This is a genomic window from Leptospira inadai serovar Lyme str. 10 (assembly GCF_000243675.2).
Classification (GTDB): Bacteria; Spirochaetota; Leptospiria; order Leptospirales; family Leptospiraceae; genus Leptospira_B; species Leptospira_B inadai.
On sequence record NZ_AHMM02000025.1, the window covers coordinates 828,906 to 842,078 of the forward strand.

13 protein-coding genes are annotated in these 13,173 nt (G+C 43.5%); 10 read left to right on the forward strand and 3 right to left on the reverse strand.

All coding sequences use genetic code 11. The features are described from left to right. Positions 1 to 20: 20 nt before the first annotated feature. Positions 21 to 713 (reverse strand): hypothetical protein, encoded by a 693-nt coding sequence (locus LEP1GSC047_RS19655; RefSeq protein WP_010415703.1) that lies wholly within the window; start codon positions 711 to 713, stop codon positions 21 to 23. A gap of 175 nt (positions 714 to 888) precedes the next feature. On the opposite strand from LEP1GSC047_RS19655, the gene LEP1GSC047_RS19660 reads away from it, so the two are divergent. From LEP1GSC047_RS19660 to LEP1GSC047_RS19680, 5 genes are all read left to right on the forward strand, one after another. After that, positions 889 to 1,890: an NAD(P)H-dependent glycerol-3-phosphate dehydrogenase gene (locus LEP1GSC047_RS19660; protein WP_010415701.1), complete on the forward strand. Its 1,002-nt coding sequence runs from the start codon at positions 889 to 891 to the stop codon at positions 1,888 to 1,890. Positions 1,891 to 2,141: 251 nt separating this feature from the next. Beyond that, the gene (locus LEP1GSC047_RS19665) at positions 2,142 to 4,559 is read left to right on the forward strand and encodes a tetratricopeptide repeat protein (RefSeq protein ID WP_238325619.1); all 2,418 of its coding nucleotides are present in this window, start codon (positions 2,142 to 2,144) and stop codon (positions 4,557 to 4,559) included. A gap of 225 nt (positions 4,560 to 4,784) precedes the next feature. Then, on the forward strand, positions 4,785 to 6,113 hold the full coding sequence (locus LEP1GSC047_RS19670; protein WP_010415697.1) for a hemolysin family protein: 1,329 nt from the start codon (positions 4,785 to 4,787) through the stop codon (positions 6,111 to 6,113). Between the two features lie 36 nt (positions 6,114 to 6,149). Then, on the forward strand, positions 6,150 to 6,686 hold the full coding sequence (locus tag LEP1GSC047_RS19675) for a phosphopantothenoylcysteine decarboxylase (RefSeq protein ID WP_010415695.1): 537 nt from the start codon (positions 6,150 to 6,152) through the stop codon (positions 6,684 to 6,686). A gap of 23 nt (positions 6,687 to 6,709) precedes the next feature. Next, on the forward strand, positions 6,710 to 7,372 hold the full coding sequence (locus LEP1GSC047_RS19680; protein WP_010415693.1) for a phosphopantothenoylcysteine decarboxylase domain-containing protein: 663 nt from the start codon (positions 6,710 to 6,712) through the stop codon (positions 7,370 to 7,372). Here LEP1GSC047_RS19680 and LEP1GSC047_RS22380 read toward each other — a convergent pair. After that, positions 7,369 to 7,494, reverse strand: a complete 126-nt coding sequence (locus tag LEP1GSC047_RS22380; protein WP_016550745.1) for a hypothetical protein — start codon at positions 7,492 to 7,494, stop codon at positions 7,369 to 7,371. The two genes, LEP1GSC047_RS19680 and LEP1GSC047_RS22380, sit on opposite strands and share 4 nt — an antisense overlap. 110 nt (positions 7,495 to 7,604) lie before the next feature. On the opposite strand from LEP1GSC047_RS22380, the gene murB reads away from it, so the two are divergent. The 5 genes from murB (at position 7,605) to LEP1GSC047_RS19705 (ending at position 12,182) form a co-directional block, all read left to right on the forward strand. Further along, complete coding sequence (gene murB / locus LEP1GSC047_RS19685; RefSeq protein WP_010415691.1) at positions 7,605 to 8,555, forward strand: UDP-N-acetylmuramate dehydrogenase; 951 nt, start codon at positions 7,605 to 7,607, stop codon at positions 8,553 to 8,555. 19 nt (positions 8,556 to 8,574) lie between these two features. Continuing rightward, positions 8,575 to 9,153, forward strand: a complete 579-nt coding sequence (locus LEP1GSC047_RS19690) for a TetR/AcrR family transcriptional regulator (RefSeq protein WP_010415688.1) — start codon at positions 8,575 to 8,577, stop codon at positions 9,151 to 9,153. A gap of 32 nt (positions 9,154 to 9,185) precedes the next feature. Next, complete coding sequence (locus tag LEP1GSC047_RS19695; RefSeq protein ID WP_010415686.1) at positions 9,186 to 9,932, forward strand: GNAT family N-acetyltransferase; 747 nt, start codon at positions 9,186 to 9,188, stop codon at positions 9,930 to 9,932. Positions 9,933 to 10,202: 270 nt separating this feature from the next. Next, positions 10,203 to 11,000: an SDR family NAD(P)-dependent oxidoreductase gene (locus tag LEP1GSC047_RS19700; protein WP_010415684.1), complete on the forward strand. Its 798-nt coding sequence runs from the start codon at positions 10,203 to 10,205 to the stop codon at positions 10,998 to 11,000. 459 nt (positions 11,001 to 11,459) lie between these two features. Beyond that, complete coding sequence (locus LEP1GSC047_RS19705; RefSeq protein WP_010415680.1) at positions 11,460 to 12,182, forward strand: TetR/AcrR family transcriptional regulator; 723 nt, start codon at positions 11,460 to 11,462, stop codon at positions 12,180 to 12,182. A 15-nt stretch (positions 12,183 to 12,197) separates the two neighbouring features. Here LEP1GSC047_RS19705 and LEP1GSC047_RS19710 read toward each other — a convergent pair whose 3' ends face one another. Next, positions 12,198 to 13,100 carry a haloalkane dehalogenase gene (locus LEP1GSC047_RS19710; RefSeq protein ID WP_010415678.1) on the reverse strand — a complete coding sequence of 301 codons (903 nt, stop codon included), beginning with the start codon at positions 13,098 to 13,100 and terminating at the stop codon, positions 12,198 to 12,200. Between the last annotated feature and the right edge of the window lie 73 nt (positions 13,101 to 13,173).

Sequence of the window (13,173 nt, forward strand, 5' to 3'; positions counted from 1 at the left end):
AAAATCTCGTCCAAAGAACTTTAGTCTCTCCAGAGCATCAGAAGACTGTCTTCGTTTTCGGATATCGGTTCTATCCGTAAATAATCCGGCCCGAAAAAGTCCAGAAGCGGTTTCAGGATCGTATTGGATCGTACGAAAAGGAAAACGTTTCCCTTTTCCGGTATGACTTTTTGGATTGAAACCTTGCCGGCGACTTCCGGAATTTCCGCTAGAAAATAATTTAAATCGATCCGAACCTCGTTACCGACTTCGGTAAGGGATAATATTTCGGGAACTTCCTCCACGATTTGTTCCAAAATCAATCTTCGATGAAACTTAAAGACCTTGGAAAAAAAACGGATCGGGTCAAAGGATCTAGGATTATGATCGTACAAGCGAAAAGATTCGATTCGGAAAATCACCCTATTTCCTTCTACGCGCACCGGACGAAGGGAGAGTTTGAATTTAACGTAATCCGTCCTAAGAAGTCTGGACCAAGTTAGTCCTTTGATGCAATAATGCCCCGAAAGTAATAGAATTCCGCTACCCGCGTCCAGAACTAAAGACTCTAGATCCTCAGTGCCTTCGACGACTTTTTTCCGCAGGACTTTATTCAGGGAATGCAAAAGAATCGCGATGCGATAATTGCTCTTGGTGGAGCTTTCGATGCGGGAAGAATTCCCTGATAATAGATCCAAAAGATTGAATCCCGGAAGTTTCCGCAAGTCCAGCATGGGAAGGACAAGAGTAGCGTTTCTATTTATGACGGTAAACTCATTTCCAGGTTTTCTAAAATTTCAGAAAGAAAGAACGGATAAGAGTTTCGGATTTTTTTCTTGCCGCCGATCGGTTTGCCGAACAGGATCATCGTTTCCTTAGAATCGAACAAATATTAGAAGGGGTTTTTGGATGCAGATCGGAGTTATCGGGTCGGGAAGTTTTGGAACCTCCCTCGGAGCCTTATTGGCGGATAAAGGTTATGAGGTGACCCTTTGGGCGAGAAACAAAGACTTAGTACAGGAAATCAACGAGAATCATCTAAATGAAAAATACCTGCCTGGAATTCGCCTACCGGATAATCTAAAGGCGAGTCCGAATCTGGAGGATGCCGTAAAAAGCAAGGATATGATCGTGTCCGCTCCTCCTTCCCACGTAATTACCGATATTTTACGGGAAATCAAGGCATACTTACCCGAAAAAGCTCCCATAGTATCCGCGAGTAAGGGAATTGAAAACGGGAGCTTGAGGTTGGTTTCGGAGATTTTCGAAGCCGAATTACCGGGTAAATTTCATAGTCATCTATCGTATCTTTCCGGACCTAGCTTTGCAAAAGAGATCGTAAGAAGAGTTCCCACGATCGTAAGTATCGCTTCAAAAAACGAAGCTACCGCGAGAAAGGTTCAGGAAATTTTCAGTTTTACCTATTTTAGAACCTATTGGACTCCGGATGTAATCGGAGTCGAAGTCGGGGGTTCATTAAAGAATGTGATTGCGATCGCGGCGGGAGTCAGTGACGGGCTTGGGTTCGGGCAAAATACCAGGGCAGCCTTAATTACGAGAGGGCTGACTGAAATTTCGAGATTAGGGGTCAAGCTTGGAGCGGATCCGTTAACATTTTTGGGTCCATCCGGCATGGGCGATCTAATTTTGACATGTTGCGGGGACGCATCTCGGAATCGGACGGTCGGTTTTCGGTTAGGAAAAGGAGAAAGTCTAGAATCCATTCTGGGTGGAATGACCGAAGTGGCGGAAGGCGTTAAAACTTCCAAAAGCGGATACGAGTTATCAAAGAAGCTAGGGATTGAAATGGCGATTACGACCGAAGTATATAAAATGCTTTACGAGCATAAGAATCCGAAGGATGTTGTTAGGGACCTCATGAGCCGAGATCTCAAGAGAGAAGGACTCTGAAAGCCGAACGGCCCAAGAAACGAACTTCTTTGTACCGGCACACTTTCCATAATTCCTTAAGTAATTTTACGTTTTTCTTCGAACGAAGTCTCGTCATCTATTCATTGCTTTTCTGTACGGCATGTTCATCCTTATCCGCACAAACAAAAAACGATTTCGGCTGGGTAGGATCTCCGGGAAATTTTTCGCTTAATATCGAGGGAAAGTCGGTATTCAACAAGGATTCCGATGTTTCGAAGTTCCCGGAGGGCTTGAATTTACCTCAAAAATCGGAATACGTACTTCTAGTGGGGGAGTATCTATTAGTAAATAAGGATTCCGTTAAGTTCTCCACTTTGATGAATTTAATTCGTCAGGAAAAAGATCTGGGCCTTGCGGAAGTTCTCCTGTCTTATTTTCAAGATATCTATTTTTCTCGTAAAGGAACCGGGGAAAAAATCCTAAAACTTTGGAATCCGCCTAATAATAACGCCTATTCAAGGCAACTAACGGATTCCGTACGGAACGTTCTTCTGCATAAGAAATCTCCGGAAAAAATAAAATGTTCCGTCAAGAATGAATACTATTCGCTATGCAGAACGCTAAGACTCGGAGCATATTTCTCCGATTTCAAGCAGGGGGAAAGCGACTACGGAAGAGAATATACGAACCTACATCGGGTAATCGCTCCCTTTACGGAAGAATCGGAACTGAGACATATTCCGTTTCTTGGTCATTATCTACCGGGGGTTTCCGATTATTTAGCGGAGCTAGGTTTGTCCAAAGATGCGGTTCACTTTAGCAAAATCGGAATCGTAACCGAAAATTTGGGCGGTCGAATGGTTTCACATTCTTATGAAAAACTCGCCTATTATTACCTAATCGACGGTGATTTTGCCTCCGCTGAGAAAGTTTTGAAATACATTTTGGACCGACAAGGTGAATTGGCTCCAGCGTATAAAAATTCAATTTATTTAAAGTTGGGTGCTCTTTCCTACTTATCCGGCGATAATGCAAAAGCTCTCGATTATTACCTGAACCTAGACTTCTTGGACTGGTCTACTCGGATTTCGCATCCGTTTCTGGGCGAGCCGATTTCGATTAATAGCGCCCGTGATTTGGTTTCGGTGGCAGTATGGAAATCCAAAAATTCCTTTAAAGCGGTGGACGCTCTCAATTCCGTAAGCACTCCCAAGAATTTAACCGAGGACGATCTATTTACCCGCCTTCGGATCATTCAAATACTGTTTGAAGACGAGCCGGATGTGGCCTCGAAAATGGCGATGGATCTAAGCTTTCTCGCACAGAGCAAAGGCTGGAGAAGAGTGGAATATTCGGCCACTCTCTTACACGGATTTCTTCAATTAAAAACCAATAATCTACGAAAAGCGATCATTGAATTTACGAAGGCCTACGGCATTCTGAAAGATACGGACCCGTCTTATCGCGAGGAATGGATTCGCTTAAACGGTCTTTTTCTATCTCACCGTGAATCCCCAAATATACGCGGGGTTAAAGGATTTTTAGATCAGGCGATGAAAATCGCAGCGGCGGGGTATGCCGACGATAAGATTTATGAAATTAAGAATTATCTTCCGCTTGCCTATGGAACGAAAAACCTGGAAACGACGGCGATAGATTTTTATACGAGACATGGATATTTTAATGATTTATTGTCGCTAATGATCCATTCCGAAACCAATTCCGATCTGGCGGAAGAAGGATCTCCTTCCGAACTTTCTTTAATACGAACACATAATAGAATTTTAAAGTACAAAGGGTTTTATCCGCCTGGACGAGAGCCGTGGAAATCCAGTTGGTCCGAAATTCGTTCCAAGGAAACGGTACGAGCTCGGGAGGATTTCGATCCGTTTAAGAACGCGAATTTAAAAAAAGTCGCCCATCCGGTTTTGGCTTTATTTCAAAAAGAGAAGAAATTGTACCTCTTTTCTAAAGACACCGACCATTCGTCCGAAATCGAAGTGAAAGAGTTGAATACGGACAACGTTTCAAGTTATTCGGCTCAGTCTGCACTCCGAACGGCAATCGAGACATTTTCGAAAAAAGACAAAGTACAAGTGTATCTGAATCTTGTCGGAGTGGAGGCCGTGGAGTACTTAAAGCGGGAATATCCTAACACCGACATTCAATTATTTCGCAGATTCGATAAACGGGACGAAGGTGATGTTGCGAAAAAAATACTCGGCCCTTCCTGCGGGGAACCGTTTCCGAAAGCCTCCGTGGAAGGCGACGGTCATCTTCAATGGCATTCCTTTACGCCTCAATATTTCGACGGGGTCCGATTGCTTCCCGGAAAATCAGCGATGCTAGTTTGGAATCTAGGGGCCTATGGAAAATCGCCAGGCGGGTTAAAGGATTACGAATGGTCTTGTGGCAAGAGTTCTGTTTCCTTTCGGAAGCTAAAAAGAAGAATCGATTTTCGAAATTTACCGGATCGAATTTTATTTACGAAGGACTCCTTAAACGGAAGCGGTTGGACCGATAAATCCGAGGATTTCCTAGATTGGACTCGCTTCTGGCTTTCCGCAGGAACACATAGAATGTATTATATTCCGAATTGGGATCCGAGTTCCCAATCCGACATAAGTTTAGCGGAAAAATTCGCACATGAAACGGGAGATTCCGTCTTCGGCCCGAAAGTTTTGAAACTCGTTCGACATTTGGAATAAGAGTAGATTTGTGTCGTTTTGAGTTCTATTCTACGAATTTTTCATTTTTTTCATCCCAAAACACTCGACACGGGACGGTTTTTAAGGGAGAGTATCCCCAAGAAAGATGGACCCCGATAGTAGTAGCCGGATAATTCCGGACCGACAAGGTCGTTACGAGACCAAAATTATTCCTTACCGCCTTACAAACTTAACTCAAAAATTTTTCGGAAATTCCAACCGTTGATGGACGCGATCGGCTTTTTCGTAATTCTCATTCTTATTTTTGCCAACGGCTTTTTTGTGTCCGCCGAATTCGCGCTAGTTTCGATTCGGCCTTCCCGTTTGGAAGAGATGATTCGAGATAATCGTCCGCTCGCACTGCTTACTAAAAAAGCGGCCTCGATGTTAAACGACATGCTTTCCGTCTGCCAAGTCGGCATCACGATTGCAAGCCTTCTATTAGGATGGGTGGGAGAAGGGTATTTGTCCGGATGGATCGAACTAATTTTTCGGTTCGTCGGATATTCGGCTTCGGAATTGACCGTTCACGGCTTCGCAGTCGCGCTCTCGTTCGCGTTAATTACGTTTTTGCATATTCTTTTGGGTGAATTGCTCCCGAAAACGATTGCAATCCAGAAAACGGAACAGATTGCATTGCTGACAAGCGTTCCTATTTTCTTTTTCTATTACCTTTTTTATCCAATTACGTTTTTCTTAAATGGAATGACGTCTCTGATTTTAAAATCGATCGGATTTAAAGAGGATGCTCATCGAATCATCCATTCTCCCGAAGAATTGATGATTTTAATTCAGGAGCAGAATCGTCAAGGGACGATCGATAAGGAAGAATTTCAGATCATCCAAAATACTTTCCAGTTTTCGGAACATCTATCTAAGGACGTTATGACTCACCGATTGAGTATCGTGGGAGTGCCTGCCGATATGTCCATGGAAGCGGTCTTATCGGTAATCGCGGAACATCACTTTTCTAGATACCCAGTTTATGAAGGAACAACGGACAAGATCATCGGAATCATTCATGTGCAGGCATTTCTCGCATGGCTTTCTTCCCCTAAAAGAAATAAGAAAGCGAAAGTAACGAATATCATGCAATCTCCCGTATTCGTGCCCGAGAATATGTCGATCGAAAAGGTGCTGCAGAAATTAAGAAGTGCGAATCAGCATATGGCTATCGTTATAGACGAGTACGGGGGAGTGTCCGGATTGCTGACCCTCGAAGACATCATAGAGGAAGTTTTCGGCCAGATAAGGGACGAAACCGACGATCATGAAACGGACCCCGTGCCTAGCGATATTCCCGACGCGTTCGATATCGATGGCGAGACCGAATTGGACGAGCTGAAAGAGATACTAACCGGTATCGAAGAAGAAACGCTTAGCGACATAAGAACCATCGCGGGGTTTATCCTGGATAAATTGGAAGATATGCCTAAAGAAGGGACGGAAGTTCTGATTCCGGAAGGTAAATTGAGAGTAGAGAAGATGGACGGAAATAAGATTATGACTGTTCGCTTCACTCGACAATCGCAGCCTTCCTCCTTCGCGATTTAGGTTGTAACTCGCCGGTAAATAGGAAATTCTATTAACATGAACAAGAAGGATATCTTGATTGCGGTTTCGGGAAGTATCGCTGCATTCAGAACTTGTGAATTAGTTCGAAATCTAACCAAAGAAGGGTATCCTGTTTCGGTCATTATGACCGAGCACGCGACTAAATTCATCGGTCCGATTACTTTTGAAGCTCTAACGGGAAAGAAAGTCCGGGTAGACGAATATGAACAAGGAATGGCCCATATAGATGCGCGTAATTCGGCCGCAGTATTCGCGGTCGTGCCCGCGACCGCGAACATTATCGCTAAAATGGCAAACGGAATCGCCGATGATCTTGTAACCTCCACGTATCTTGCGGCGAATTGTCCGGTATTGGTGGCTCCCGCTATGAATCCGAATATGTTTCTGCACCCGAGTACGCAAAGAAATTTGCGACTATTGCAGGCAGATGGTGTAAAAATCCTGGATCCTCAGGAAGGTGTCGTCGTTTGCGGTGACGAAGGATACGGAAAGTTGGCCGACGTGGCAGTGATTCAGGCGAAAATCCTGGAAGCATATCTTAAATTCGTATAATCGATTTTAAAGATTTATATAAAATGAATATTCAGAAAATTGTAATTAGTTCCGGATCGACCAGGGAATGGATCGATCCTGTCCGATTTATATCCAACGCTTCGTCGGGAAAGATGGGTTTTTGTATTGCGGAATCCGCATCGGATTGGTCGAATAATGTGGTTTATATTCGAGGCCTGACTCAGCCGGAATATTCGAATCCTAAAGGCGCTCGCGTAATATCCGTCGAAACCACTTCCCAGATGCAACAAGCGATACTTACCGAAATGGCATCCGATACCGTTTTAATTATGGCCGCAGCGCCTGCAGATTTTCGCCCACTCACTATCAGCGAGGCTAAAATTAAAAAGGAAGACGGAACTGAAATTATCTCTCTGGAATTAGCCAAGAACCCCGATATTTTGGCTTCAGTCAGCGCCAAGGCGACTATTGAGAAGTATACGAATACTCACTTGGTCGGTTTCTCCGCGGAAACCCATAAACTTGAGGAGCATGCAATCGGAAAATTGAGGCGTAAAAATTTGGATTACATAGTCGGAAATTATGTAAGTAAAGAGGATAAGGGTTTTGGTGACCGCGATACCAGCGTCATTATTTTCGGAAAAGACGGATCGAAAAAAGAGATCGGTCCCGCATCAAAGCAAGAAATAGCTAAACGACTTATAGAGTATCTGAGAAGTCGTTAAACCAGACCGGCGAGCTTTTCTTGATCAAGCGCTAGGTTGATGACGGAATCAAAATAAGTATCCCAGTCGGATCTCCCGGAAGCATAATCCTGATAAACCGATTGCAATAGTAGGTAGAACATAAGCCGTCTCCTAAAAGAAAGTTCGGACCCATGCCTCGGAAGCATGAGCGGTTTTTTTCCTTCCCGGCTTTTTTCTTGCCCGTATAGTATCTAAGGGAAATCTGAAAAAAGTGTCCGTTCCGACTTTAGCTCAAATTCGGGAGTTAAAAGAGTTTCTCTCTCAAAAACGAATTCCATTCCGGGAAAGCGTAGACCTCTCCGTACATTGCTCGTTTAAGATCGGTGGTGTATGTCCGATCGTAGTCGAACCCGAATTTGCCGAACAGATCCAGGAAATACTCCGGATTTTTTCCCGTTTGGAAATGCCGTGGAAAATTTTAGGAGGAGGGACGAACATACTGATTTCCGACCATCCTAACGATTTAATCGTATTACGATTAAGCGGGGCGTTTAAGGAATACGACGATCTGGGAGAAGGCTTATTCCGAGTCGGCGCTGCGACAAACACGACCCCCATCTTCCGACAAATTTCGCAGAAAGGATACACAGGCGCCGAGTTTTTGAGTACGATTCCAGGCTGGACGGGGGGAGCAGTGATTCAGAATGCAGGGTGTTACGGAGGGGAATTCTTCGACTTAATTCGGGAGGTTGAATTCATACGTAACTCTGAAATTATTAAACGAACCCCGAAGGAAATTCTCCACGGATACAGATTCACGGAATTTCTGGAAAAAAAGGATTCAGTGATATTATCGGCGCTAATCCAACTGAAACGCGGAAATCTCGAAGAGATAGAGGCTTCCTTGAAGGAAAAGCGGGAGAGACGAAATTCTTCGCAGCCTCAGAATAAAAAGAGCGCGGGTTCCATGTTCAAAAATCCCAAAACCTTCGAAAACGGAGTGGAAATAAAGGCCTGGCAATACATAGATCGAGTAGGACTGAGAGGTAAACTTGTAGGTGGGGCGCAAATTTCTCCGGAACACTGCAATTTTATCGTAAATGTCGGAAGCGCCAAAGCAAGCGACGTGGACACTCTTGTGAAAACGGTTCAGGAAAAAGTGGAACGAGAATGCGGAGTACTTTTGAATAGGGAAGTCGAATATTTTGGATCAGTACCATAGACCAAGGATGGAAGGATAAATGGCGGTTAGAGATCCGGAGGATAAAAAAGAAAGAATTCTCGGTTCAGCTCTACGCCTCTTTACGGAAAGGGGTTTTGCGGCAACACCGATGCCCGAGCTCGCAAAGGAAGCGGGAATCGGAGCGGGAACAATATATCGTTACTATAAAAGCAAAGAAGAACTCGTAAACGAGTTATATCGTTTTTGGAAATTAAAATTTCATGATGCGTTACAAAAGGGGCTCCCTAAGAATGCATCGACAAAAGAACGATTCTTTCATTTATGGAAGGCTTTGGGAAATTTTTATCGAGAGTATCCGGAATCGTTCGAATTTTTAGAATTGCATTCGCATTCTCCCTATCTGGATGAGGAAAGCAGGAAAGTCACTTCCGAAACGATGCAGCATTTGGCCGCATTCCTTGAGGACGCGAAATCTCGCGGAGAAGTTCGAACCGAACTGGGTTCTATGGAATTGGTATCTCTATGTTACGGCGCGTTTGTAGGAATGGTGAAGCTCGCAAAAGGAGGATTCGTCAAATTAGATAAAAAAGCTTTGCTTCGTGCCGGAGAAATCCTTTGGAGAGGGATCGCGTCCTAGTTCGATGGAGTTCGGAAATTTAAGGATTTTTTTTGGATACACATCGTCACGAAATCGTTTTTAACAACTATTTCCAATTACACGAACGGTTCTCCGAATTATCGAAAGGCGATCCGATTCGAGGTCAAACGTATTCTTTTTTTCCGAATCGATATTCGGACTGGCTTCGAAGAATTATTTTAAAGACCGGTAAACTTCCGCAAAACAGATTATTGGTCGAGTTACCCGAGCTTACTCTCTCGGTAGGAAATCAACTGGTGCTGAGTTGGGAGGAAGATAAAGAAATAACCGAGGCCTTATCGAGTTTGAATTATACTATATACGAATCTCAAGTCGGGATGATCCTTCCCGATTCGAAGCGGTTTGTATTCCAAGAAATGCGGTCGGATCCGAGTATTACGTTTAGAAGATTAACCGACGGCGGTGAAATACAAGCCTGGTTATCTTTGGTCAACGAGGCCTTTGGATCGATGGACGAAAGCGAATTATATCGAAATGCCTTGTCCGACGAAGCGTTCCGCTTTTATACCGCCTTCCACCACGATGAAATGGTTGCGACCGCCCTTACGTTTCAAAATCAAGAGTCGGTGGGATTGTATTCCGTCACCACTTCTCCATCGTACCGCAATCGCGGAATTGCCTACACTTTAGTAGGAAAGATCGTAGCAGAGAATGAGTTCCCGCTTCCTTTTACTCTTCAAGCGACTAAAATGGGAAAGGGCATCTACGATAAATTAGGATTTCTTGAAATAGGTACGTTTCGTCACTGGCGGAAATAGTCGGAACTTTACGCGCTTACCGTTTATCGGAATCAAATTGGAATCATTCGGTTACACCGTTCAATATTCCGGAACTAATTATACAAAGTATCGTCGAACTTGGATAATTTTGTAAGTTCCCGTATTTTCAAAATCATAGCGAATTTTCCCGTCGATGGAATCGCAAATTTATGATTAAAAGATTCGCTTGGTCATCGGAAAAAACTTGTTTTTTAACGGAATGAATATTCATTCATATTTAGCCAACTTTGTAGACGGAGGAAAAATCCTATGAATAAACAGAATTGGAAGGATCGTTTTGGCGGGGCTGCCTTAATTACCGGAGCGTCAGGCGGTTTAGGAGAAGCGTTTGCAAGGAGACTTGCCGCAAAAGGACTGGACTTAGTGCTTGTCGCCCGCAGGAAAGAAGAATTGGAAAGAGTGGCCAAGGAGCTCAGGTCAAACTATGGGAGTAAGGTTGAAATCATTGCACAGGATTTGAGCGTAGAGGACGCGGCGGAAAAAGTATCCGCTGTGACGGATCAACTTAGGATTCCGATCGGATTATTAATTAATAATGCCGGATTCGGAACATACGGATATTTTGAAGAGCTCGATTCCGGTTACGAAACCAAAATGGTTGATTTAAACTGTAGAACGCCGGTGGCATTTACCGGAAAATTTCTCCCGGCCATGAAAAAGCGCGGTAAGGGCGGCTTAGTTTTTCTCGCTAGCATTGCAGCCTATCAACCGACACCTTTCTTTGCTACATACGGAGCGACAAAAGCATTTAATTTACTTTTTGGGGAGGCTCTTTGGGCAGAACTAAAGGGAACCGGAGTTCAGGTATTATCATTATCTCCCGGATACACGAAAACAAAATTTCAAGAGAATGCAGGTTATAATGGAACCGGACCTTTTGGAGTCTGGTCAACTCCTGAGGAAGTTGTGGATCGGTGCCTCTCCAAATTGGGAGACGGCCCATCTACAATTCCCGGGTTTTTGAATCGGCTGCTCGTTCAGTCCATCCGTTTTACTCCGAGAAGCATTGCTGCATTAGCGAGTTACGCAATCAGCAAACCTCGTTGACGTTTATTTTTTCCACTTAGGACCATATATATAGCAAATTTGGGGACTCCATACCGGAGTCTTTTTTTTGCAAATTCCAATCTTATATGTCTGCACTCCCGATATATAAGATTGGAATTCTTGATTCAGAAAACGTAAAGGATTTAGAGAGTTATCGATTCATCTCAAGTATCGGTTCCAATTTTTTTTCAGTAAATGCAATAAAAAAACAGAATCTTCTTCGATCCTCTTGATTGGAATCAAGAAAGGAATCAATCGACTTTAAACGGAACGTTTTTCTTTTTGTCCATACGATAATATTCGGTTCTGGAATAAGGATTGTTTATTTACGTAAAAAATCTTTCATTCTTGACAGAGGGAGTAGAGTTTTTAGTTTTTTAAAAACTTCTTTATCAATAAAGAAGATAACGTTAGTAAAAAATAGAAACAAATACAAAAAAATGATCAGCCGGTGCCACGATGAACGACAAAAACCTAGCGGAAGTCTACCACTGCTATATAGATAATGAGTCCGCTGAAAAAGAAACTTCTTCCTCCGTTCGAGGGAGAGAAAATTTAATAGGTAGAGACTTACCTCTGCGAAAGTCCAAGGAACGAATCATTGCGGCAGCGCTTCAATTATTTTCGGAAAAGGGATTTTTTGAAACTCATATTCCGGATATCGCTTTGCGTGCAAAGATAGGCGTTGGGACCATTTATCGAAACTTTCGAAATAAAGATCATCTCTTCAACGAGTCGTTTCGAAAATGTCTCTTCGAATTTTTATCCTTCTTAGAAAAGGAAGTCGGGGAGCGATCGGATAGAAGAGAGAAATTTTTCCTGCTCTGGACAGGGATCGGTTCCTTCTTTAAAGAGAGGCCTAGTGAATTCCTCTTTCTCAATCGATTTTTCTGTTCCGCGCATTTGGATGCGGAGAGCCAGAGGGATTTTCTCGGACTTAAACTCAAGCTTGCGGTTTATTTTCGATCGGATTACGCGGAGGATTTTTCCGATATCTGTGCATCTCTAGTGATCGGTTCATTTCTCGGTTTGGTGCGATTGCAATCGAATGAATCAGGCGGTCCGGATCAAAGGATCATTCGTCGTGCCGCCGAAATACTTTGGGGTGGATTCTCGCAAATGAACGGCCTGAACGAGTCTCAAATTACGAGGTCCGAGGATGTCGATAAAACTTTAGGTTAGTCACATGCGTAAGAATCATCGCGGATTATTTTCTACGAACTCGATCAAAATTGCGGCTAATTCTTCTCCCTTATCTTCTTGAAGAAAATGTCCCGCATTTGCGATCGTACTATGCTTCTGGCCCTTTGCTCCAGGAATAGCCCTTCTAAAGAAAATATCTCCGCCTTTGGTGATGGGATCGGAATCGCTAAAAGCGGTAAGAAAGGGCTTTTTCCATTGCCGGAGAACGTTCCAAGCGTTTCGATTATCGACAGACGCATCGTTGTCAGGTGTTATGGGTACTAAAGTGGGAAAGATTCGAGCCCCGGTTTTGTAGGTTTTGTCCGGGTAAGGCGCTTCGTATCCCTTAATTATATCTTTCGAAAGTTTGGAAATGCATCCGTTTTGTATAATTCTTCCGATCGGAAGGGATTTTACTTTTTGAGAGAAGTCTCTCCATTTTAAGAATTCTTCCTTCGGTGGAATATCACCTGTGGGTAAAAACGTATTACCTGCGCAGATTCGAAGAAAGCGATCCGGAAGTTCCGCGACCGCTCGCAGTCCGAGCAGACCTCCCCAGTCTTGGCAAAAAAGAGTAAGATTATTCAAGTTCGTCCGATGCAAAAAGGATTTTAGCCATTCTACATGGCGTTTATAAGTGAAAATCGACGGATCTGTCGGTTTATCCGATTTTCCGAATCCGAGTAAATCGGGCGCCACGACTCTATAACCTGCGTTCACTAAGGGTGGAATCATTTTTCGATACAAAAAAGACCAAGAAGGCTCGCCATGCAAAAGTAAAAATGTTTCCTTTGCATTCGCATTTCCCTCATCCAGATAATGCATCCTAAACGCATCTAGCTGAACGTAATTTGGACGGAATGGATAGTTTGGAAGATTAACGAATTTTTCTTCGGGAGTTCTCAGGAAATTTTCCATCTTAAGTGTTCCGCCATTTTTTATACGTAAATTGTCAGCGGATTTTAAATGGTATGTTTACGAGTTTCAAGTT